The sequence below is a fragment of the Acetobacterium sp. MES1 genome, assembly GCF_002237635.1.
In the GTDB taxonomy this organism is placed as follows: Bacteria; Bacillota; Clostridia; order Eubacteriales; family Eubacteriaceae; genus Acetobacterium; species Acetobacterium wieringae.
This window is the reverse complement of sequence record NZ_MJUY01000057.1, coordinates 13,713-35,749: the sequence shown is the minus strand read 5'-3', so window position 1 is coordinate 35,749 and position 22,037 is coordinate 13,713. Positions and strand designations below refer to the sequence as shown.

Below are 22,037 nucleotides of genomic sequence, written 5' to 3'. Positions count from 1 at the left end.
TTCACTTCCTTATTTGTGTTTTCTTTATTTGATATTATAAAACGCATCTTTCCCGGCGTAGTCACCCAGCAGACCCAGCTGTTCTTCAATCCGCATCAGCTGATTGTATTTGGCCACCCGGTCAGTTCGGGATGGCGCCCCGGTTTTAATCTGTCCGGCATTGACGGCCACCACCAGGTCGGCAATAGTAACATCCTCGGTTTCACCGGAGCGATGGGAAACCACCACGGTATAACCGGCCCGTTTAGCCATTTCAATGGTATCCAGGGTTTCGGTCAGGGTCCCAATCTGATTGACTTTGACCAGAATTGAATTGGCCACGCCGGTATCAATGCCCCGTTTAAGCCGCCCGGTATTGGTGACAAAAATATCGTCCCCAACCAGCTGCACCTTTTTTCCCAGCCGCTCGGTCATGATTTTCCAGCCATCCCAGTCCTCTTCGTCCAGACCGTCCTCAATTGAAATAATCGGATACTTGTCAATTAACATTTCATAAAACGCAATCATTTCCTCGGCAGTTTTTTCAACCCCTTCACCAGCCAAAAAATATTTTTTGGTTTCTTCATTATACATTTCCGAAGCTGCTACGTCCATCGCCAGTTGGACATCTTCACCCGGAAGATAGCCAGCGCCTTCAATGGCCTCTACAATCAACTGCAGCGCTTCTTCATTGGATTTGAGATTCGGGGCAAAACCGCCTTCATCGCCCACTGAGGTGGCCATCCCTTTTTCGCCAAGCACTTTTTTGAGCTGATGAAAGATTTCTGAGCCCATCCGCACCGCTTCCCGAAAGTCCCGGGCACCCACCGGCATAATCAGAAACTCCTGAATATCAACATTGTTGTCGGCATGTTCCCCGCCGTTTAAAATGTTCATCATCGGGGTCGGCAGCAGTTTGGCATTAACGCCACCCAGATATTTATAAAAGGGCAACCCTAATGATTTGGCCGCCGCATGGGCCGTAGCCATGGAAATCCCCAAAATCGCATTGGCACCCAGCTTACTTTTGTTTTCAGTGCCATCCAGAGAAATCAGCACTCCATCAACGGCTATCTGATCGGAAGCATCCATGCCCACCAGAAACTCCTGGGCATAAGCCACGCTGTCGACCGCCTTTAATACCCCTTTACCCTGATAGCGACTGCAATCTTTGTCCCGTAGTTCCACCGCTTCAAAGGCCCCGGTGGAGGCCCCTGATGGGACAATGCTGCGGCCCATGGTGCCATCTTCCAGTATCACATCCACTTCAATGGTTGGGTTTCCCCGGGAATCCAGTATTTCTCTGGCAAAAATATCTTCAATATAAGTATTCATTTTTTCCTCCATTTTTTTATTCTGGTCTCTGCCAAACACTTCGGTGCTAAATTCTTGGGTTCAATTTTTTATATCCTTTTTTGTTTATACACCTATTTTATGGAAATAAACTTTTACCGGAAATAAAATGCATACAAAAACCCTGAAAAAGAAAATCTCTTTCAGGGTCTGGGTATTTTATTTTTCAGGGGCAACTAAAGGTTCACCTTCTTCATCAATCAGTACCGTGAGTCCGCCGCCAAATTCATCAAAATGATATAAGTAATTAATTCCTGTTTCGGTATCTTCAATGATCTTACACCCGGAACTCTCGCCAGTGGGTTCGTTGAGAACGATTTTGAATCGGTTTTTCTTTTGTTTTTTTGTTTTCATTTTTTTCTCCTCTTAAATCAAGGTGGCCGATTTCATTATACCCAATTCCGGATAAAAAATCAATTTTTCTGGCATTTTTTTGGAAAGACGGGTTTTCGTACCGATCTGATCGCTGTGATTCCTCAGAGATATCTTCTTAACTGAAGCGACGATCGATGATCCGGACGCTTTTTTTCTCGGATCGAGGCAACGATCCTATCGAGTTGGCCTGGGGAATAACACTTAAGCCCACCCGGGATTTAAACTGCCGTTTCACCTCAGCTTCAATCATATTCTGATCAACACCATTTAAAACTTCAAAAGCCAGAACCACCCGGTCTTTGCCGTCCTGATGATCCACGGTAGCCAGATATTCACTGCTGACCCCATCGACGGTTTTTAACAGCTCATCAATCTGGCCGGGGTAGATATTAACCCCCTTTACCTTGACCATGTCGTCAGTACGGCCGATGATCCGATCATGACGGGGATAAACCGAGCCACAAGCACAGGGGCCAGGAATAAAGCGGGTGATATCATGGGTACGGTAGCGCAGCAGCGGCGCCCCCTCCTTCCGGAAAGTGGTGATCACCAGCTCGCCATACTCGCCTTCCGGCACCGGTTTTAGAGTTTCCTGGTCAAGAATTTCAAAGTACAGATAATCCGACCAGTAGTGGAGCCCGTCGTGTTCGCTGCAATCAATGGAAATGCCGGGGCCGTAGATTTCAGTCAGGCCATAAATATCAAACAGCTCGATCCCCAGCTCTTCGGCAATCCGGCTGCGCATCTTGTCACCCCAGCGTTCTGAACCGATGACACCCCGCTTTAAATGGATCTGATCGCCGAGGTTCTGGTTGGCCACCTCTTCGGCCAGCAACAGAGCATAGGATGAGGTCGAGGCCAGCACTGTAGCTTTTAAATCGACCATCATCTGCAATTGTTTCTGGGTGTTCCCCGGCCCCATCGGAATCGCCATGGCGCCCATTTTCTCGGCCCCGGCCTGAAAGCCGATCCCGGCAGTCCAGAGCCCATAGCCTGGGGTAATCTGAATCCGGTCTTCATCGGTCATCCCGGCATAGTGATAACAACGGGCGAACATTTCCGCCCAATCAGCTACATCGCTGGCGGTATAGGGAATGATCACCGGCTGGCCGGTGGTTCCCGATGAAGAATGAATCCGTACCACCTCACTGTCCGGTACCGCCTGCAAACCGAGGGGATAGGCATTGCGGAGATCACCCTTATCAGTAAAAGGCAGCTGCTCAAAATCAGCCATGGTGTTAATATCATCCGCCACAATTCCGGCGGCTTTAAACCGTTGCTGATAAAAAGGACTTTTCTCTTCCAGTCGCTTGACCAGTGCCTGTAAATTTTTTAAAGTTTCCATCTTTCTTTTCCTCTTTCCTGACATAAAAAAGACCCATCCCATTATTGTCTGCAACAATAAAAGGATGAGTCAAAATAACCCACGGTACCACCTTTATTCACAGGCTAATCTAACCTGTGCACTTGATCTGCAAATGCCATCACATCTGCCATCCCTTAACGTGGATGAAACGTTGTGAAATACTCAGGCCCTGCCCTTTCCTCACACCCTCAGGTGCCCATTATGCCAGTCCGCTTCCTGTTTGGCTCTCACCATCCCCAACTCGCTTTAAATGCGCTGCTGACTTTACTCCACCATCACCGGTTTGTTTTTTCTGAGTATAGCCCTAATTTTTATTTTTGTCAAGACCCCTCATTTGATCACGCCGTTTTCCAGACAGACAGCCAGATTCATTTTCTTTTCCCCGGCTGTTTCAAAATGAATACTGGCAATATTGCCGTTACGGGTCAGAATGGTACCGGCCCCAAAACGCTGATGAATCACCACCCGACCCTGCTGATAAGCCCCCAGATCAACAGTAGCACCGCTGGCCGCACCGGTATGATAATCTTGCCATTTGCCCTGCTGACGGCCAAAACTCTCACGATGCCGAAGCCCCGGTTTTTCCGGCGCCGCTTTTTTGCGGGGTAGACCGTCAATTAAATAAGAAATAAACGGCGAAGGTTTGATGTCCTTGTCCCGGTGTTTAACACAGAGAAATATCAATTCCTGTTTGGCCCGGGTGGCACCGACATAAAAGAGCCGGACTTCTTCGGCGTAGGCTTTGGCATCTTCCGGGGCATTGGAGACATTGGGAATCTGCCCTTCGGTGGCATCAATGATAAAGACCTTTTCAAACTCCAGACCCTTGCTGGAATGAAGGGTCGATAGGGTCACTCGGGGTGTTTTCGCCTTTCTGGTTTGAGGCTCCTGCAACTTTTCGGCCAGCCTTTCCAGCTTATCAAAAAAGTCCGGAAAATTGTTAACCCGGCCACCAAGGATCTTCAGCACCGTCAGCTTCTGCTCTATACTTTCTTCTGATTGTCCGGAACTGATCCGGAAATTGAGATAAGAGCGGTACCCCAGGCTATCCAGAATCATCACAATTCCCCGCTGCGGCGGCACCGCCTGTAGTTTTTCAAACCCGGCCTTAAGTTCTTCTAGCCGTTTAACCTGCCAGGCCCGGTCACCACTGATCTTGATCAGGGTGTCAAGGACATTTTCGCCAGGTTTATGTCGCCGCTCCAGCTGGTTGATGGTTTCCCGGGAGATGGCCGTATCCATCTTATAGTAAACCTGGGTGAATAAATTGATATCATCCAGATTTACGGCAAACGCATAAAAAAGCTGGATATCCTTAATCAGAAAATGACCGAAAAACTGTGGACTATGTTCCTTGATCTGATACGTGATCCCAGCCACATCGAAGAGATCCACCAGGGGAATAGCCGACTCATTGTTGCGATAGAGCACCGCGATTTCCTTGCCTTCCCGGCGGATTGCTTCAATGATCAGCTGATACTGAGCTTCGCTGGACGTCACCCATTCCCGGGCAATTGGCACCCCAGTAAACGACCTGTCCCCAGGCACCACCATTTCTTTTTGGTAGCGCTCATGGTTTAGCTTGATAAAGGCATTGGCCTTGTCAACTATCTGCCGGGTGCTGCGGTAATTGGTTTCCATCAGCAAGACCTCGCCCTGAGGCCAGGTCTCTTTAAAGGTCAGTAAAGCCTCAGGAAAAGCGCCCCGAAAACCATAAATACTCTGATCCTCATCCCCCACCATAAAAAGATTCCCGTTTTTCCCGGTTAATAGTTCAATGATTTTAAACTGAATCTTTGACGTATCCTGGGCTTCGTCCAAATGGATATAGGTATACTTATTCTGAAAAAAGGCCAGCATTTCAGGGTACTTTTTTAATAGTCCCCAGGCATATTTTAATATGTCATCAAAATCCATCAGTTGTTCCTGGCGTTTATAGCTTTCATAGGCTTCATAGATTGCCAGAAAATCAACCTCCAGTGGTGGCAGCAGTTTTATTTCTGCCTCGGTCAGCATCATGTTTTTACAAAAGCCGATCCGTTGACAAATTTCGCCCAGTTCAACTTCCCCCGGATGCTCCTGAAAAAGCTGCCGGTATAACTCCCGGATCACCGGCGTGATATTCCCCAGTACCGTATGGGCCCGGCGCCGGTAGCTCCGCTCATAATGACGGATGACCCCCAAAGCAAAGCTGTGGATGGTGCTGAAATGGAGGGTTTTTGCCTGGGATTCGCCAAACAGTTTGGTATATCTGGCTTTTAAATCCCGGGCCCCCATCCGGCTGAAAGTCAGGGTCAGAATTTCCCCCGGATCGATTTGTAAAACCTCCAGCAAATAGGCGATCCGGCAGATAATCACTGTCGTTTTACCACTGCCCGGCACCGCCAGCAAGAGGCTCTGACCTCGGGTTCGCACCACCGCCTGTTCCTGCTGGGGATTCAGTTTTATTTGATAGGATTGTTTAAAGGTTTCAAAATTTTTCATGACCCCATTATAGCTGAAATATATTTTTTTATCCAGTCTATCAGCAGTCAGGCTATCACAATGTCTGCGTCAGCGCGCTAAAAAAAACCACATCGTTTCATTTCCCGACCACTAAAATTTGTTAAATCTTGATTTTCTAATAAATTACTCGTTTACAGCTATTCTTTTCGGGTATAATAAACTCAGAAACAATTTTGAAATAGGGAAGGAGTATGATTATGAGTTTTGAAGATGGAATGAAGGGGTTTACCTTTGGCATTATTTCTTTAATTTGTATTGGTGTCAATATCATTTTGACAACGATCGGTCTGAGTACCATCGCCTCAATTGTCAGCCTGGCTGGTCTAGTCACTGCCATCATGGCTTTTGTCTACGGCAAAAAAGAGTATGCCGCTGATCCGGATAATAAAAAAGCCAAGACCGGTAAAACCATTGGTCTGGTGCTGATTATTATCAACATCGTCTTTGCAGTTATTGCCATTGTGGCAATGATTGCACTGTTTGGCTTGGCAGCTTCACTGAGTTAAATTTTTCGAATCCACCATTAAATCAAAAGACACCTTCATCAATGAAAGGGTGTCTTTTTTATGTGGTGCTGCCACCGTTAGCTATTGATTCATCTTGCGGGCCAACTCATAGATCTGCCGCTCATCCGCATCGGTGAGAATTCTTTCCATACTATAGGCAATCACCAGTACCCCGATAACATCCATCACCAAACGGATCAGGGTAAACTGCCAGCCCATGGCCGCCACTTCAAAAAGCAGCAATGGTATTTTCATCGATGCCCAGGCCCCGACGATAATAAAAACATTGGCCAACCGACTGCCTTTGTTTAAGAATACCCCAGCCACCGGAAAGGCCCCGTAAAGCGGACCGGCGGCGGCAGCTCCCAGAAAGAATCCCAATAATACCCCAATAATCCCCGAATCTTTGCCCATGTATTTGACCATGGTTTCTTTTTTTACCCAGACATCCAATAGACCAATTAAAATAAAGATCGGCGGCAGTACCCCCAGCATTTCTAACACACTGCTGATTGCCAGGCTGTAAACCTGAACCCCCATGGCTGGTTTGACAGCCAGTATAACCAGGGTGACTACAATCATTATCCCAAAAAAACGATACCGCTTGACCAATTCGACGCTCTTCTTTTTCATGACAAAACCCCTCCTATAACCAGCGCAACCAATATCGAAAAGATCAGTCCCATGCCATTTCGTAAAAACGTCGCCTTTTTCCCGAAATACAGAAATTCAACCGGCATGGTCACAATTCCCACCATCATCAAACTGGATACAAAAGCGCCAATTTGCATATAGCCGGCTCCATTTTCCAACAATGCCGCCGCCAATGGAAAGGCCAGAAAACCCGGTATTAACGTAATTGAACCGATCACGGTCGCAATAATTACCCCAACCCATCCTGAGTCTTCTCCGATCAGTTGGGAAATCTGCTGCGGTGATAATAGGCTGAGGATCACCCCAATCAGCAACACAATCCCCAAAAATTGGGGCAAAATATTCTCAAAAGCTTTTAACGCCTTGATTAAGGCCATTTTTGTTTTTTCCCGGCTTTTGACCAAGGAAAAAACGAGCCCAATGGCCGCCAATCCATAAAAAACAATCGTCATGGTCATCTCTTTTCCCTCTTTTCATCGCTTGTTCATCACTTGGTGGTCGTTTCTTTTTTACTAATTTAGTTATCTATTATAACAAAAATAAAGCTCCGGCGCAAAACACCAGAGCTCAAGTTTGATTATTAATATGCCTTTAGATGCCGTAGTAGGCCTGGTCCATAACGCCTCCCAGTTTTTCTCTGGTCACTTCCACCGGGTTGGTCGTCGTGCAGATATCAGCCATCGCCTTATTAAGCATTTCTTCCCGGGCGTCCAGATAATCCGCTTCCGAAACTCCTGAGGCTTTTAACGAAGCAGGAATATTCAATGAAGCACTGAGCGCTACCACACTGTTATAAAGGGTTTCGGTGGCGTTGCCGGAGACATTCAGAATGCCGGAACCACTTAACAGCCGGGCATACTGATGCTGAACCTTTTCGTCCTGGCCGTTAAATTTGATCACATAGGGCAGTACAATGGCATTGGCCAATCCGTGGGGCAGATGGAACATCGCACCGAAGGCATGAGCAATACTGTGGGTAATACCCAGACCGGCACTGTTAAAGGCAATCCCGGCCATACAGGAGGCAATCTGCATGCTGCCCTTGGCTTCCAGATCCGAGCCATTCACATAACTGGGATAGAGACTGCGGAAAACCAGTTCCACGGCCTTGTTGGCATAACACCGGGCAAAGGGATTGTTCTGGGTGGAAATAAAAGCTTCAATGGCATGGGTCATGACATCCATTCCGGTTGCGGCGGTGGCCCCGGCTGGGACGCTTTCAATCAGCTGCGGATCAAGAATCGCCTCATCCGGCATCATCAGGATATCGGTCAAGGGAATTTTGGTATTCTTCTGTTTGTCGGTGATGACGGCGTATTCGGTAACCTCAGAGCCGGTTCCGGCGGTGGTCGGAATAGCAATAAAAGTCGGTTTATGAACATAGCGGTCTTCGAAAAAGATCCGTTTGAAATTGACGCAGTAAAAAATAATCGCCTTGGCAGCATCAATAACCGATCCCCCACCAATGGCTATCAGCGCATCGGGTTTGTTCATGATGATATGCATCAGTCCTTTTTCGACGATTTCGGTAGAAGGATCAGACTCAATATCGGCAAAAACATGATACGAAATCCCTTTGGCATCCAGTTCATCGGTTAGTTTTTTTAGCAAGCCAAACTTGACCATCCCCTGGTCAGTGGCAATACAGACGTTTTTAAAATTATGTTTCTCAATTTGTTTCAGGGAACCTTCCCCATAATAAATTGCTGGCTTCACTTGAAAAAATCGCATGGGTTTTTCCTCACATTCTTAATTTTAACTTTCTCAATGGTTCTTTCCGCCACGGCGGTATCCGATTCTAGTCAGATTGAACTTTTTTCATTATAGCAAGAATACTTGTTAAAATATAGATTATCCCTAATTTTTATTCCATGATGACCATTAAGTATCATGATTCTGCCGCAACGCAAAAAGTCTATTGAATACCAAACTCTGTTTGACATTCAATAGACTTTTTTGTCGTGCACCCCACTTCGACTACCAATTTCCAAGCGTTACACAGGTAGTTGGCTCAAATCAGATAATCCTCCGGCACATAGAAGATCCTACTTACCGCTGCTTCATTCCTGACCTGACGGGGTTCATAAGTTTCTATTGCGAAGGGTCCAACTCTCAACGCCACTTTCCTCTGGCAGACCTCAAACCCTGGCGCCTCGATGGGGAATTCAACCCTGCTACAGCGGATTGCAGGTTACAAAGCACCGCTAACTCTCCATCTAGCACGACCTGTACATTATAGCCTATTAATGTATAATTGACAAGAAAAAATAAATCGCTTAAGAAAGTCTCAGGATGCCTTGTCCTGATAATTAGCAATCCGCTGGGTGACGTTTTCCTGGAGGTTACGATAAAAGAACTGATAATCGTAAAGATGGTACACGCCGTCCGAAAAAATATCCAGCACCGGCGGATAATCCGCCACTGCGACATCGGTAACCCGAAGTGTACCCCGGGTGGGATCCAGATAGGCCCCCGTCAGGTTGGGGATCTCTTTGATAATGGCCCCGGAGTAGTCGGTAAAGACGGCTCCCTGATTTTCTGCAGCCGTCGCCGGGGTACTGTCGGTTTTCCAGTTCAGAGGGTTAATCCCCAGAGTTTGATCAGGAACGATCAACGAGGTTTCGACCCCCACCGCCTCGGAATTAAAGCTGATAATCACCCCGGTATCACCGGCCTGCTGGGCCATTTTCAGATGCGGATACTGAGCCAGATCCGCCGGCGTCACCCGCCAGCCAATTAAGTAGGCGGCCACCAGCTGCTCACTCAAGGCCGGATCGGAAAATTTCTCTTCCAGCAGTCGCAGCAGCATTTCTGATCCTTGACTGAACCCGGCCAGCACAAAGGGTCGGCCCTGATTGTAATCTTCCATGTAAACATCAAACGCTCGGGCGACATCGTCATAAGCCAGATCAAAATACGGTTCAGCTTCAGCTGGCTCCATGGTATAAGCATTCAGTCCGGCCTGGCGATAGTAGGGAGCAAAAAAATTGGCTGACCCGTCATAAATTCCCTTTTCCATCGTGGTGGCTCCTAAAAACTGGGCTTTGGTCGCTTCGTCGGCCAGATCCATGGAATGAATCTCAGCGGTGCCCAGATAAACAGTCGGCGCCACAAAAAATACATCGCACGCCTTGTTGCGGTCGCTTTCAATCGGCAGATAGGCCCAGTTCTCCGGCTCGCTGTAATCCACCACCGCTGCTGATTGGACACACCCTCCCAGGAGCATGCCCATTAGAATCAAAACCGCCAAAACTGCTAGCGATCGCTGGCGCTTTGTTCGTGTTGACATAATTTTCCCCCTTTTTTATATCGAATTCATTGCTACTGCCTATTCTATCTTTTTTGATCAGCCAAATCAAAACTTTTTAGCCATCCTGAATTAAAAAAACGAGAAAATCAGAATCATTCTTTTAGAACTCCAATAATTGGGTAATCAATAATAAAGCCTATTTTTCTTTTGGGCTATTATCTTTGAATGGAGGGTTTTGTATGTATAACATACTTTTAGGCGGCGCCGCCGGCGATGGCATTGAAACAATGTCCGCAATTTTTGAAAAAATGCTGAAACAATCGGGTTGTCATCTTTTTACAATCCGTGATTTTATGTCCCGGGTCCGAGGTGGCCACAATTTCACCCAGATCCGCTTTGGCGATCAACCCCTTCACGCCCATCGGGACATCTTGAATGGGATCTTTGCCATCGATGAGACCACCTATCAGGAACATCAGTCCCGACTATCCTATGATGGTTTTATTTTATGCGATGAGTCGTTAGCGATTGATGACTTCCGGGCCATTAAATGTCCTCTGAAAAAAACTGCTGCCAACCTTGGCAACTCCAAGGTCATCAATAGCGTGGCTACCGGAGCCCTGCTGAAACTTTTTGATATTCCCCTTGATCAGGTTGCGGGTATTTTAAAAGCAAGTCTTCGGGCTGACCTGGTCGATGTCAACCTGTCTGCCATCAAAATGGGTTATGATTTATTAAACACCACTCATCATTTATCGCCAGTTGTAACGTCAGAACAGCTTTTACTGTCCGGCAATACCGCCATTGGCCTGGGGGCTGTAGCCGCCGGAATCCGGTTTTACTCAGCCTATCCGATGTCACCATCGACCAGTCTGCTTGATTTCTTTAATGCTCAAAGCAGCTCCATGTCCATTGCCGTCGAACAGGCTGAAGACGAAATTGCCGCCATCAACATGGCTATTGGGGCCTCCTATACCGGAGCCGCTGCCATGACCGGCACCTCTGGTGGAGGCTTTTCGCTGATGGTGGAAGCCCTGGGCTTTGCCGGTATCGCCGAAATCCCGCTGGTCGCTGTTGATGTCCAACGTCCCGGACCGGCCACCGGTTTTCCCACCCGAACTGAACAAAGTGATCTGAAATTTGTCATCTCGGCCTCCCAGGGGGAATTCCCCCGGATGGTCATCGCCCTGCGGGATCATGCCGATTGTTTCTATCAGACTGCCCGGAGTCTGGCTTTGGCCAAGAAATACCAAATTCCGGTCATTCTCTTAAGCGACCAGTATCTGGCCGATTCCACCACCACCGTCCCGCTTTTTGATGTCAACAAAATTGTCCACTTTGACCAACCAGGCCCGATGGTTCCGGCAACGGATGATTTGCCATATCAACGCTATGCCCTCACTGAAAACGGCATCTCACCACTAGCCATCCCGGGGAAAAGCCCGGCCCTGGTCCGGGTGGACAGTGATGAACATGATCCCTGGGGCCAGATTACCGAATCGGCAACCGTCCGCAATCAGATGGTCAATAAACGGCAAAATAAACTAAACGCCCTAAAAGAAGAACTGATCGAACCGGAATTCTGGGGCTCCCATCAATGCCAGTCGCTGCTGGTAGGGTTTGGTTCCACCAGCGGAGCCATTAAAGAAGCCATAGATATTCTCAATCAGAACGAAAATAACTATGGGGCCCTGATTTTTGGCGATATTTATCCCCTGCCAACCGAACGGCTTCGTCATTTTGCCGCCCAGGTGGTCGATATAATCAATGTCGAACAAAACGCCACCGGCCAACTGGCATCGTTAATCCGGGAAGAAGCGCTGATCAACTGCGACCACAGCATTCTCAAATATGATGGCCGCCAGTTATCTGTAGACGATATTCTCAATGGTATTAAAAATCTTAAAGGAGGCTTTTGACATGAACAAACCAGCATTTACCACCTACGATACCGCCTGGTGCCCTGGCTGCGGCAACTACGCCATTCTCGAGACCCTCACCGGAGTGTTGAATCAGCTGGCTACCCCACCCCATCAGGTGGTTCTGGTCGGAGGGATCGGCCAAGCCGCCAAAACCAATCAATACATCACTGCCAATGGCTTTAGTGGGCTCCATGGCCGTTCTCTGCCAGCGGCGGCCGCCATTAAAATTGCCAACAATGATCTGACCGTAATTGTCAATACTGGCGATGGTGATTCCTACGGCGAAGGGGGAAATCACTTTCTTCATAACATTCGCCGTAACGTCGATATTACTCATTTTGTCCACGACAATCAGATCTATGGCCTGACCAAGGGCCAGCCCTCGCCCACCTCCGACCCCTGCGATCCGCTTCATAAAGCGGCTGCCTGCAATATGGGTGCAACCTTTAATCCACTCCTGGTTGCCCTGGCCGCTGGCGCCACCTTTGTGGCCCGTTCCTTTTCCGGTGACAAAAAACATCTGGCCGACATGATGTCTGCCGCAATTAAGCATCCCGGCTACGCGTTGGTCGATATCCTCCAGCCCTGTGTCAGCTTTAATAAAGTCAACACCTTTGCCTACTATAAGCAACGGGTGAAACCCCTGGATGATCGCTATGATCCGACCAATAAACTGGCCGCCATCGAAAAAGCAATGGAATTCGGAGATGCCATTCCGATTGGCATCCTTTATCAACAAGCCACCCCCACCTACGCCGATAAACGCCCGGAACTTTTTGATAACACTCCCCTTGTTGATAAACACGTTCCCCAGAGCGCTATCGAGACCTTAATTAAAAGCTATATCTGAATCAAGAAGAAAGAGGTAATCGTATGGATCCCAAGTTATTTTACCAATGCAACGACTGCAACGCCGTGCTGTTGGAACTAAACGGCACCCTGACCCAATACTGCAACCACTCCCAGACGCTGCTGGCCCCTAATACCGTTGATGCCGCCAAGGAAAAACACCTTCCGGTGCTTGTTTTTTCCGACCACCAGCTTCAGGTTAAGGTGGGAAGCGTTCCCCATCCGATGACAACCGATCATTCCATTTTATGGATCTTTGTCCAAACCCGAAACGGTGGCCAATATGTGCAATTGACGCCCGAACATCCACCTGAAGCCTTCTTCACCGTCGAATCACTGGATGTTATCCGGGTTTATGCCTATTGTGATGTTCATGGCCTCTGGATGGTCAACAATGCCGAGCTGGATTACGAAGAAATTGTCTGCTCCCCGGAGTTCCCCCAGGGCTGTATTGAGTAATGATCCGCTTTTATCGTATCGTTACTGGTTTGCTCCAGATTTTATGATGACCTGACATCACCGGGTTCCGGGTCGAAACCGACCCGAGCCCGGATTCATCCCAAAATGTCAAAATTCTTTATAAAACCTTAAATTTCAGCCATTTAATTTCTTTATTTTTCGTTGTGATATAATGAATAACATATTTAAGCCAAGGGATGATTCCTGAACGATAATAAACTTAACCTTGTGCTTTCGATCCCTAAAGCTCTAATCAATGCTACCGTAACAAAATGGAGGTTATCTGATGCAAAGAGTACTTAAGACCATTCAAAATGCTCCTTACCGCAGTTCTCAGTTAGTCATGAAGCAAGTCGCCCAGGTGTTGCCCCTACCGATTCCTCCGGTCCTTCAGGGCCCTGGCATGGTTCGCCGTTTTCCCGAAATCATTGCGATTTCCGGGGTGAATAAAGTTCTGGTTGTTACCGACAAACCCCTGCATAAAATGGGTTTACTGGATTCCTTTTTATGTTCTCTGGAAACCAATGGCATTGACGCCATCGTCTTTGACAAGGTCCAACCCAATCCCACTTTCGAAAATATCGAGGACGGTCTGGCTCTGTATTACAGAAGCAACTGCCAGGGCATCGTCGCCTTTGGCGGTGGTTCTCCCATCGACTGCGCCAAGATTATTGCCGCCAAAGTCACCAACCGCAAAAGCATTGAAAAAATGCGGGGGCTGTTTAAACTGACCCGAAGACTGCCGCCTTTTTTTGCCATCCCCACCACTGCCGGTACCGGTTCAGAAGCAACCATCTGTGCCGTAATCACCGATCTTAAAAATCACGAGAAATTTGTAATTAGCGATCCCAAACTGGTTCCCCTGGCTACGGTTTTTGATCCGGAGCTCAGTGTCGGCCTGCCCCCTTCCCTGACAGCTACGACCGGAATGGATGCCCTAACCCACGCAGTGGAAGCCTACATCGGAAAATACGACACTGCTTTTGTTAAAGAAAAAGCCCTGAATGCCACTGAAATTATTATCAATAATCTTGAAGATACCTATCATAATGGCCAGGATTTGGAGCTCCGTCTGAAAATGGCTCAGGCTTCCTTTGATGCTGGATTGGCTTTCACCCGAGCCTATGTGGGCTATGTCCACGCCATTGCCCATGCCATGGGTGGCTTTTACGGGGTTCCCCACGGTTTAGCCAATGCCATTATTTTGCCCTACATTCTTGAGTTTTCCAAAAAAGCCGCTGAAAAAAAACTGGCCGAACTGGCTTTCTATGCCGGTCTGGGCGAAGCCATGTATGATGACGAAACCCTGGCGGAACTCTTCATCGAAAAAATCAAATCGATGAACCTCCATATGGGTATCCCCACCACCATTTACGCTCTGAAGGAAAAGGATATTCCCGAACTGGCCAAGCGGATTCTAAAAGAAGGGAATCCCACCTACCCGGTTCCCCGGATTATGAATTATCAGGAATGTTGCGACATCCTGAGACAGCTGTGCCCGGAAAGAGCTCCCGAGGCTTAAATGAAAGTCCAGGTCTTTCCCCCACCCCTTGCCAGCCTGACCCATCTGGATGAGGATGGTATGATGACATTACCCCCAGGCGCTCGATTATTGACTGTTTACCGCCAGCTGAAAATTCCCCTGGTGCTGCAGCCGCTGCTGATCTGCCATGTCAATTACCAACGAGTCAAATTAAGCACCCCGTTAAAACACGGCGATGTGATCAGTTTTATACTGCCCCTGGCGGGAGGATGAGAGGTATTTTTTGAAAGGTTATTGCGGAACAATCCTGATGGTGGATCTCTCAAATTCCACCTTTGACGAAATCAAAATTCCCGATACGGTATATGAACATTTTCTTTCCGGGGTCGGTCTGGGAGCCTATATTTTATACAAATATATACCTGGCGGAGCTGATCCCCTGGGGCCTGACAATATTCTCGGCTTTGTCAGTGGTCTCCTCACCGGCACTGGTAGTTTTATGACTGGCCGCTGGCTGGCAGTCTGTAAATCGCCACTTACCGGGGGCTTCGGTGATGCCAATTGTGGTGGCACCTTTTCGCCAGCCATTAAGCAATGCGGTTATGACGGCATCTTTTTCAAGGGTCAGGCTCCCAAACCGATGCTGCTCTTTATTGATAACACCGGCCCCCAGCTCCTGGATGCTGGTATGCTCTGGGGGCTGGATACCGTCGCCACCGAAGCGGCCATCAATCAGATGATTACCGCCAACAAAAAGCTGGCAATTGCCACCATTGGCCCGGCTGGTGAACACCAATCGCAAATCGCCGGGATTTCCAACGATGGTGGCCGAATGGCGGCCCGTTCCGGGGTAGGTACGGTAATGGGTTCAAAAAAACTAAAAGCCGTAGTTCTGGCAGGTTCAAAGATGATCCGTTCTGAGAATCCGGAAACCCTCAGAGCCATCAGCCAGGACTATGCCCGAAAAATCAAAGCTTCCAACCTGCCACCAATGACAACCGGGGCAATCTTGCCTTTGATGGGCAAATCCATGGTTGCCACGGATAAGGCAATCCCTATCGACGGCATGTTATCCACGGCCATTATCAAAAAATGGGGAACTGGTTTTACCAATACCATGGGAATGACCATGGGTGACACGCCTGTAAAGAATTGGAAGGGTTCGATCACCGATTTCCCCTATCGCAAGTATCGTCAAATGAATCCGGATCTTATTCAAAAACATGAAAGGCAGAAATATCACTGTTATTCCTGTGTCATCGGCTGTGGGGGCCTGTGCGATATCAGCGCGGTAAGCAAAGGTCGCTTCACCCATACCCACAAGCCCGAGTATGAAACAGTCGCCGCCTTCGGTGCCCTGCTTCTCAATAAAGACCGGGATTCCATCTTTACGATCAATGAGCTCCTCAATCGGGGTGGGATGGACAGCATCTCTGCGGGAAACACCATCGCCTTTGCTATGGAGTGTTATGAAAAAGGCTGGTTAAGCCAGGAAGTCACCGGCGGCCTGGATCTCTCCTGGGGCAATGCCGCTGCCATTATTACCCTGGTTGAACAGATGATTGCCGGAACCGGTTTCGGGGCAATTTTACAACACGGTGTTAAAAAAGCCAGTGAAATTTTAGGTGTCGAATCAGCGCCCCTGGCCGTCCATGCTGGTGGTCAGGAACCCGGTATGCATGATCCCCGGCTCGATCCAATCCTCGGTATTCATTATTCCTGCGACCCCACCCCCGGCCGCCACACCATCGGTGCTGGCAGCTATTACACCTATATGCGAATCTGGGAGGATGTCACCTGGGCGCCCAAGGTCAAACTGGGGGAGGATAAAAATAGCGAATACGAGGCGACCAATCAGGTCGGCCTGAAATCGATGATTAATGCCTGCATCAAACAAATTCTGGATGGCTCTGGTGGTTGTTTTTTTGCGCTGGTCAGCGGACTGAATCACTTTAAACTATTTGACTATCTCAATGCTGCTACCGGCTGGAATAAGACCCCTAACGAATACATGACCATCGGTCTGCGAATGCAAACCCTGCGCCAGTCCTTTAACGTTCGGGAGGGGATCAATCCCCGGGATTTTAAAATGAATGACCGTCTCAGCGGTAAGCCGCCATTGACTGAAGGGCCATTGAAAGGTAAGCAGTTTAACATGGATGAAATGATGAGCATTCACTACCAGTTTATGGGTTGGGACAAAAAAACCGGTATCCCCACCAAAACAGCCCTGGAGGATCTGGGCTTTTGCGATCTGGAAATGGAGGGCATAACCCATGGCTGATAAGAAAAAACCGGTTATCAACTATGAACTCTGTATGGCCTGCGGGATCTGCTCCGGCGATTGCCCTTTAAGCTGCATTGTCCTACGAAAAACCGACATCGACAGCTACCAGAAAGCCTATCCGGTGCTGGATGAATACTATCGCTGTACCGGCTGCACCCGTTGCGCCAAAGCCTGCCCGATGGAAGCGATTAAGATGATGTGATCACCAGCTGATGGCTTACCCTGCAACGAATAAGACTGCGAGTCTTTCCAGTAATTTTTTCGGACTGAAACCCGCAATAATTTACATGTATTACTTAATATTGGCAAGTGTGTCTACACACGCTTGCCAATATTTTAGGTTGCATTCATAGTATAATTGGTTGCGATAAGATAAGGTGAGGTGTTTAAAATGCAGATCGATACTAAAAACTTGGTTTCAATTTCCGAAGCAAACCAAAATTTTTCCAAAGTCGCCCGTCTGGTCGATGAGAATGGCGCTGCGATAATTTTAAAAAATAATACCCCGCGATACGTTTTAATTGAATTTAGTCAGTTTCAAAAAGAAGTATGCAGTGATGATAAGGAAGTGAATACCATTGCCAGAAGAATACTATCCAAACATCAGGTCGCCTTTGAGGAATTGGTAAAATCATAAATTCTTATATACAGTTTTAAAAAATTCGGGTATAATCAATCTTCGAACCACAACAGATTCTTTGTATTTAAATTATGTTATTAGATGACCAACCATTTGATAACCTGCCGAACCTCAACATGCGATGTCGTTTTTATTTAGATTTTTTTCAAATATGCAATTAGATTGTATCATCATATGTAATTAGTTGGATAAAACCGTTGACAGATGTATTTTTCGGGTGTATTATTCTTACAAAGGAGGTGCAGAATGAAAATATTATCCTATGACGTAAAAGTCTATGTGTTAAAAGACATTTCTATCGCCCAATTGATGCAGAAGCAGTGTGAACTTATTGATACCTGTTTTGAAAACGATATCACGTGGTCATCATGGCATGAAGCAAATCAGTTTAAGGGCTATTCATTTGCTGGTTTTATCCCTGTGGAGGCAAAAAAAATCTATCGTGAAGGTAACATCTATTCCTTCACCCTCCGAACTGTCAATGAAGAACTCGGACATTTATTTATGTTGATCCTACAAAACGCTCATACCCCATTTCTAAAAGTCCTCACCATCCAATCCAAAACACTACCCCAAGTTCAACTCACAAAAATCTATACCCTTACTCCATGCATACTTAAGACCGATCAAGGTTATTGGCGAACTGTTATGGATCTTGATACTTTTGAAAAGCGACTAAAAACAAATTTAGTTAAGAAATATAACCATATTACCCATACAAAAATCGATGAAGACTTCCCTTTTTTTTCTCACATTAAATTCGATAACCATAAGCCAATCGCTGTCCCCTATAAAAACATCAAGCTTTTGGGCGACAAGATAACTCTCATGGTTGAACCCAATCCATCCGCCCAAAAGCTTGCCTATACGGCCTTGGGTTGTGGGTTATTAGAAGCCAGCTCCCGCGGCTTTGGTTTCTGTGGTTATAAATTCGCCTAGGAGGTGTTACTATGCTAAAAGATTGCATTGATATTTTTGAGCGAAAATATTCTTCAGCTGGCGATGCTTTGATTACGGACAATTATACGCTTGATCCCGGTACCTATATCCTGGTTGATATGGACGGCCAAATCATTGATCAAAAAGATGTGGTTAGAAATAAGTTTGAACGAATTGGGTTTGATGATTTTATTGAACGTGATTATTTGTCAAAATTATTGGATATGAACAAGCCCATTGATGGAAAAAAAGTGATTCACAGCAATAACTATTTAAGTTTCTGGATAAAAAAAGACAATTTGCAACCTGACAATACCGGCAATGCCAAACTTAGTTTAGACATTGTCAACAACTACTATGCCATTCTAAAAAATCCACGACTCAAGTATACAAAAAAAAGCCTTGAACTTTATGATGACCTTGAAACATCAATTGGCTCTCCTGACCTTCAAATACTCGAGTTTTGCAAAACCTGGATCACCGAGCACATTTTTTCATTCATTGACGATCCCCAAATCAAATTTGATAAAACTTATTTAAAAATCTTTTTTCTGGCCGATTTGAATCTGTATCACCAGGAAAGTCAACGTTACTTCCTGCCAAATATTTATAACACCACCGATTACAACATTTTAATTAATAACCAGATCTTTGGTCTTCCCAACAACAACATGGGAATGAACGCCAAAAAACCATATCTTGAGAATAAAACCCGCATCAAAAGCAAAGTCCCTTATCTACTTTCTACTAATGATGTTTATATTCAAAAAAAGTTCTTCGACTACTTGTATAATTATGCCAACCAGGGAAAAACAAATGTGTATTTCAGCACCGATAGCGATGATCCAGACCCCATCTATCCTTATGAAAGCAGCCAGGCTCACTCCAAGAATTTTAATGGTTATTTTCTAAGAATCCAAAAAGGCAAAGAGCTGGAAATACGGGATTACGATTTAATAGCCGGCTATTCACCAGATCTTGATCACTTTGTCATTCATCAGGCTATCCCTATTCCCAAGGATGCCCATTCCGACCTAACCTACGAGGACAATCTTAATTTAAAAAGTGTTGAACATCTCATTAATTCAACCTTCTTTAGAAAATTCTTAACCACAAATTATTTTACAGAGGCTGGCGATATCAGGCTAAATGATTTCAGAGTCAAAGAAGAGCTTTTACGGTGTCGAAACGGTTTTTTTACCTGGTTTTATAAGGGAGATTCCCGGACAATTAAAAACCTCTTCCCCAAAAGCTCACATGAACTGATTAAAAACTCGATCAGTAACGGTCATTTTATTAAAGCCATTGAACAATTCAATGTTCGTGACGGATTTATCACTTATTTTAAAGGAGGAAAAAGCATGGCAGATCAGTTGAATCCAATTAGAAAGGTATTGCGTAAAAAGATAAACAGTACTGGCGATCATTCCATTGAAAGCGATCTGGAATATTTCTATGCCGTTGGACAGATTACGAACTTTTATCTATCCAAAACCAAATCTAACCAACCCGTATACTCAACAATTAATCCTGTTATCAATTGTAAAACGGATGAAAAATTAAAAGACTTAATTAAACGGCTTTTTTTGAAATACAATTATGCAATCCAACCGAGCCGACGCTTTGGTAATCTTCAAAGTATGATTTTTTCATATATTCCTGATAGTCCTATCGATTCAGTTACATTGATTGCTGGTTATTTAAGTCCAAACCTACTTTATGAATCCAACAAAGAAACAAAAACACAGGAGGAAAAAACTAATGTTGAATAAGCGAATTTACGGCGTTCTCGGGATTAAATCGGTGATGGCAAATTGGAATGCGGATTTTACCGGGTTCCCTAAATCCATTTCTACCGGAGAGGTTTTCGGAAGCGATAAAGCATTAAAATACCCAATCAAACGAATGTGGGAAGATCAAAATGAAAAAGTTGTGTATCTTAAGTCTTTCAAAACTGACATTGTTAAAAAAAAGGGCGAGTCTGACGCAATAAAAGTTCGTCCGAAATCATTGAAAGAACGCTATGAAGAAGTTTTTAATGTTCAAAATCTCAAAGACGAACGAGATAATATTACAGTTCTTAAAAATCTTTTCACCGCCATTGATATAAAAAACTTCGGTGCTACTTTTGCGGAAGAGGGAAATAACCTTTCAATTACCGGTGCTGTTCAGATTACTCAAGGTTTTAATAAATATAACGGTCATAATGTTGAAGAACAACAGATTCTTTCGCCCTTTAGAGACAGCACTAAAGACGAAGCTGAACAATCCACTTTGGGAACAAAAATCGTCAGCAATGAAGCCCACTATTTTTATGGTTTTGCTATTAATCCTAGTGTTTATAAAAACTTCATTCAAATGGGTGTTACCGAAGGTTATACTCAGGAAGATTATGAAAAATTTAAAACTGCGGCATCCATTGCTGCTACTTCGTATAACACCAATGCCAAGGTTGGCTGTGAAAACGAATTTGCGCTTTTTATTGAAACGGAGCCCGAACTTTATTTGCCGGACCTGGCCCAATATATTACTTTTGAAAAAAATCCAGACAGCAAAGATATCATTCAATTAGGCATAACTGATTTGATCAACAGTCTTGAAAACCGCATTCAATCGGTGGAAATTTATTATAATCCCTATACGACTATTCTTGAAGGAGAATTAAACAAAGTCAAGCTCTTTAATATCTTTACCAAAGCCGAGGTATAAAAATGGAGACACTCACCTTTAAGCTTAGCGGCGAAACCGGTTTTTTCAAGCAGCCGGATGTCAATACTTATCAATATTATACCTATGGCCATATTCATAAAATCGCATTATTAGGAATTTTAGGTGGAATTCTAGGATTAGATGGTTATAACCAACAACAAAAATCAGATATTTATCCTCAATTCTATGACCAGCTGCAGCATTTAAAAGTTGCCATTCAACCTTTAAATGAAGAAGGTTATATTCCTAAAAAAGTACAAGTTTTCAATAATTCTGTTGGCTATGCGTCTAAAGAAGAGGGTGGCAATCTGATTGTTAAGGAGCAATGGTTAGAAAAACCAACCTGGCAAATTTATTTGTTATTAGAAAATTTAGAAGCAGACTTATTACTTCAAGATTTAAAAAATCGACTCCTCGAAAAACGTTTCGTCTATCTCCCCTACCTTGGGAAAAATGATCACTACGCAAATATCGAAGAAATCACGGTTGACCCACTCGAGATTCTATCACCAGATTCACCCGTTCGCATCCACAGCCTTTTCCCTAAATTATCCGGTACTCTGGTTCCTCAAGATGATTTGTTTTCAGATGATATTGACGAACTTGATTTTAAATATGAAGAACGACTGCCACTGACAATTGATTCCTATTCCAATCAGTATCAGACCATCCCATTTATTTACACCAATATTCCGGTAAAATTATCGGAAACGACAACCTTACACCATGCCAACAAAACAAATCTTATCTTTTTTTAGGAG

The 22,037-nt window shown here is 45.6% G+C and carries 21 protein-coding genes and 1 other RNA gene; 13 read left to right on the top strand and 9 right to left on the bottom strand.

Features of this window, described 5'->3' with window-relative positions; genetic code table 11:
• Positions 1 to 24: 24 nt before the first annotated feature.
• The 4 genes from eno to BI182_RS15600 all read right to left on the bottom strand — a co-directional run bounded on the left by eno (position 25) and on the right by BI182_RS15600 (position 5,557).
• Positions 25 to 1,314 (bottom strand): phosphopyruvate hydratase, encoded by a 1,290-nt coding sequence (gene eno / locus BI182_RS15615; RefSeq protein ID WP_070371013.1) that lies wholly within the window; start codon positions 1,312 to 1,314, stop codon positions 25 to 27.
• A 177-nt stretch (positions 1,315 to 1,491) separates the two neighbouring features.
• Positions 1,492 to 1,686, bottom strand: coding sequence for a DUF6440 family protein (locus BI182_RS15610; RefSeq protein ID WP_070371012.1), 195 nt, complete (start codon positions 1,684 to 1,686; stop codon positions 1,492 to 1,494).
• 136 nt (positions 1,687 to 1,822) lie between these two features.
• Positions 1,823 to 3,052 carry a phenylacetate--CoA ligase family protein gene (locus BI182_RS15605; RefSeq protein WP_286809229.1) on the bottom strand — a complete coding sequence of 410 codons (1,230 nt, stop codon included), beginning with the start codon at positions 3,050 to 3,052 and terminating at the stop codon, positions 1,823 to 1,825.
• A 351-nt stretch (positions 3,053 to 3,403) separates the two neighbouring features.
• Positions 3,404 to 5,557, bottom strand: a complete 2,154-nt coding sequence (locus BI182_RS15600) for an ATP-dependent helicase (protein ID WP_286809228.1) — start codon at positions 5,555 to 5,557, stop codon at positions 3,404 to 3,406.
• 218 nt (positions 5,558 to 5,775) lie between these two features.
• Between BI182_RS15600 and BI182_RS15595 the strand changes: the two genes are divergently transcribed.
• Positions 5,776 to 6,084: a hypothetical protein gene (locus tag BI182_RS15595; protein WP_070371009.1), complete on the top strand. Its 309-nt coding sequence runs from the start codon at positions 5,776 to 5,778 to the stop codon at positions 6,082 to 6,084.
• An 81-nt stretch (positions 6,085 to 6,165) separates the two neighbouring features.
• On the opposite strand, the gene BI182_RS15590 is transcribed toward BI182_RS15595, so the two are convergent.
• The 5 genes from BI182_RS15590 to BI182_RS15570 form a co-directional block, all read right to left on the bottom strand.
• Entirely contained in the window at positions 6,166 to 6,717 is a 552-nt protein-coding gene (locus BI182_RS15590) for a permease (RefSeq protein WP_286809226.1), read from the bottom strand.
• The gene (locus BI182_RS15585) at positions 6,714 to 7,196 is read right to left on the bottom strand and encodes a permease (RefSeq protein ID WP_286809224.1); all 483 of its coding nucleotides are present in this window, start codon (positions 7,194 to 7,196) and stop codon (positions 6,714 to 6,716) included. Before BI182_RS15585 ends, BI182_RS15590 begins: the two co-directional genes overlap by 4 nt.
• Before the next feature lie 133 nt (positions 7,197 to 7,329).
• Positions 7,330 to 8,469: a 1-propanol dehydrogenase PduQ gene (locus BI182_RS15580; protein WP_286809223.1), complete on the bottom strand. Its 1,140-nt coding sequence runs from the start codon at positions 8,467 to 8,469 to the stop codon at positions 7,330 to 7,332.
• 228 nt (positions 8,470 to 8,697) lie between these two features.
• Positions 8,698 to 8,963: signal recognition particle sRNA large type (ffs, locus tag BI182_RS15575), an RNA gene on the bottom strand.
• A 62-nt stretch (positions 8,964 to 9,025) separates the two neighbouring features.
• The gene (locus BI182_RS15570; RefSeq protein WP_286809221.1) at positions 9,026 to 10,027 is read right to left on the bottom strand and encodes a DUF3089 domain-containing protein; all 1,002 of its coding nucleotides are present in this window, start codon (positions 10,025 to 10,027) and stop codon (positions 9,026 to 9,028) included.
• 200 nt (positions 10,028 to 10,227) lie between these two features.
• Between BI182_RS15570 and BI182_RS15565 the strand changes: the two genes are divergently transcribed.
• From BI182_RS15565 to cas5b, 12 genes are all read left to right on the top strand, one after another.
• Positions 10,228 to 11,907 (top strand): 2-oxoacid:acceptor oxidoreductase subunit alpha, encoded by a 1,680-nt coding sequence (locus BI182_RS15565; protein WP_286809220.1) that lies wholly within the window; start codon positions 10,228 to 10,230, stop codon positions 11,905 to 11,907.
• Position 11,908: 1 nt separating this feature from the next.
• Positions 11,909 to 12,760: a thiamine pyrophosphate-dependent enzyme gene (locus tag BI182_RS15560; protein WP_286809218.1), complete on the top strand. Its 852-nt coding sequence runs from the start codon at positions 11,909 to 11,911 to the stop codon at positions 12,758 to 12,760.
• Positions 12,761 to 12,783: 23 nt separating this feature from the next.
• Positions 12,784 to 13,218 (top strand): desulfoferrodoxin family protein, encoded by a 435-nt coding sequence (locus tag BI182_RS15555; RefSeq protein ID WP_148638114.1) that lies wholly within the window; start codon positions 12,784 to 12,786, stop codon positions 13,216 to 13,218.
• 286 nt (positions 13,219 to 13,504) lie between these two features.
• Positions 13,505 to 14,740, top strand: coding sequence for an iron-containing alcohol dehydrogenase (locus tag BI182_RS15550; protein WP_286809216.1), 1,236 nt, complete (start codon positions 13,505 to 13,507; stop codon positions 14,738 to 14,740).
• Positions 14,741 to 14,974, top strand: coding sequence for a MoaD/ThiS family protein (locus tag BI182_RS15545; protein ID WP_070371001.1), 234 nt, complete (start codon positions 14,741 to 14,743; stop codon positions 14,972 to 14,974).
• 10 nt (positions 14,975 to 14,984) lie between these two features.
• Positions 14,985 to 16,985: an aldehyde ferredoxin oxidoreductase family protein gene (locus BI182_RS15540; RefSeq protein ID WP_286809213.1), complete on the top strand. Its 2,001-nt coding sequence runs from the start codon at positions 14,985 to 14,987 to the stop codon at positions 16,983 to 16,985.
• Positions 16,978 to 17,190, top strand: a complete 213-nt coding sequence (locus BI182_RS15535) for a 4Fe-4S binding protein (RefSeq protein ID WP_228881669.1) — start codon at positions 16,978 to 16,980, stop codon at positions 17,188 to 17,190. Before BI182_RS15540 ends, BI182_RS15535 begins: the two co-directional genes overlap by 8 nt.
• A gap of 189 nt (positions 17,191 to 17,379) precedes the next feature.
• Positions 17,380 to 17,625 carry a type II toxin-antitoxin system Phd/YefM family antitoxin gene (locus tag BI182_RS15530; RefSeq protein ID WP_286809210.1) on the top strand — a complete coding sequence of 82 codons (246 nt, stop codon included), beginning with the start codon at positions 17,380 to 17,382 and terminating at the stop codon, positions 17,623 to 17,625.
• Positions 17,626 to 17,874: 249 nt separating this feature from the next.
• Positions 17,875 to 18,567, top strand: coding sequence for a CRISPR-associated endoribonuclease Cas6 (locus BI182_RS15525; protein ID WP_286809209.1), 693 nt, complete (start codon positions 17,875 to 17,877; stop codon positions 18,565 to 18,567).
• An 11-nt stretch (positions 18,568 to 18,578) separates the two neighbouring features.
• A complete protein-coding gene (locus tag BI182_RS15520) occupies positions 18,579 to 20,339 on the top strand; it encodes a type I-B CRISPR-associated protein Cas8b/Csh1 (RefSeq protein ID WP_286809207.1) in 1,761 nt (586 codons plus the stop codon).
• Positions 20,287 to 21,276 carry a type I CRISPR-associated protein Cas7 gene (locus BI182_RS15515; protein ID WP_286809205.1) on the top strand — a complete coding sequence of 330 codons (990 nt, stop codon included), beginning with the start codon at positions 20,287 to 20,289 and terminating at the stop codon, positions 21,274 to 21,276. The genes BI182_RS15520 and BI182_RS15515 overlap by 53 nt, the downstream gene beginning before the upstream one ends.
• A gap of 2 nt (positions 21,277 to 21,278) precedes the next feature.
• A complete protein-coding gene (gene cas5b, locus BI182_RS15510) occupies positions 21,279 to 22,034 on the top strand; it encodes a type I-B CRISPR-associated protein Cas5b (RefSeq protein WP_286809203.1) in 756 nt (251 codons plus the stop codon).
• Positions 22,035 to 22,037 lie beyond the last annotated feature (3 nt).

Coding starts and splice junctions, on each gene's coding strand:
- BI182_RS15545 (WP_070371001.1), top strand. CDS start 14,741: ATGAAAGTCCAGGTCTTTCCCCCACCCCTTGCCAGCCTGACCCATCTG.
- BI182_RS15530 (WP_286809210.1), top strand. CDS start 17,380: ATGCAGATCGATACTAAAAACTTGGTTTCAATTTCCGAAGCAAACCAA.
- BI182_RS15535 (WP_228881669.1), top strand. CDS start 16,978: ATGGCTGATAAGAAAAAACCGGTTATCAACTATGAACTCTGTATGGCC.
- BI182_RS15600 (WP_286809228.1), bottom strand. CDS start 5,557: ATGAAAAATTTTGAAACCTTTAAACAATCCTATCAAATAAAACTGAAT.
- BI182_RS15550 (WP_286809216.1), top strand. CDS start 13,505: ATGCAAAGAGTACTTAAGACCATTCAAAATGCTCCTTACCGCAGTTCT.
- BI182_RS15520 (WP_286809207.1), top strand. CDS start 18,579: ATGCTAAAAGATTGCATTGATATTTTTGAGCGAAAATATTCTTCAGCT.
- BI182_RS15560 (WP_286809218.1), top strand. CDS start 11,909: ATGAACAAACCAGCATTTACCACCTACGATACCGCCTGGTGCCCTGGC.
- BI182_RS15555 (WP_148638114.1), top strand. CDS start 12,784: ATGGATCCCAAGTTATTTTACCAATGCAACGACTGCAACGCCGTGCTG.
- BI182_RS15590 (WP_286809226.1), bottom strand. CDS start 6,717: ATGAAAAAGAAGAGCGTCGAATTGGTCAAGCGGTATCGTTTTTTTGGG.
- BI182_RS15570 (WP_286809221.1), bottom strand. CDS start 10,027: ATGTCAACACGAACAAAGCGCCAGCGATCGCTAGCAGTTTTGGCGGTT.
- BI182_RS15515 (WP_286809205.1), top strand. CDS start 20,287: ATGAATCCAACAAAGAAACAAAAACACAGGAGGAAAAAACTAATGTTG.
- BI182_RS15580 (WP_286809223.1), bottom strand. CDS start 8,469: ATGCGATTTTTTCAAGTGAAGCCAGCAATTTATTATGGGGAAGGTTCC.
- BI182_RS15585 (WP_286809224.1), bottom strand. CDS start 7,196: ATGACCATGACGATTGTTTTTTATGGATTGGCGGCCATTGGGCTCGTT.
- BI182_RS15605 (WP_286809229.1), bottom strand. CDS start 3,052: ATGGAAACTTTAAAAAATTTACAGGCACTGGTCAAGCGACTGGAAGAG.
- BI182_RS15525 (WP_286809209.1), top strand. CDS start 17,875: ATGAAAATATTATCCTATGACGTAAAAGTCTATGTGTTAAAAGACATT.
- BI182_RS15610 (WP_070371012.1), bottom strand. CDS start 1,686: ATGAAAACAAAAAAACAAAAGAAAAACCGATTCAAAATCGTTCTCAAC.
- BI182_RS15565 (WP_286809220.1), top strand. CDS start 10,228: ATGTATAACATACTTTTAGGCGGCGCCGCCGGCGATGGCATTGAAACA.
- eno (WP_070371013.1), bottom strand. CDS start 1,314: ATGAATACTTATATTGAAGATATTTTTGCCAGAGAAATACTGGATTCC.
- BI182_RS15595 (WP_070371009.1), top strand. CDS start 5,776: ATGAGTTTTGAAGATGGAATGAAGGGGTTTACCTTTGGCATTATTTCT.
- cas5b (WP_286809203.1), top strand. CDS start 21,279: ATGGAGACACTCACCTTTAAGCTTAGCGGCGAAACCGGTTTTTTCAAG.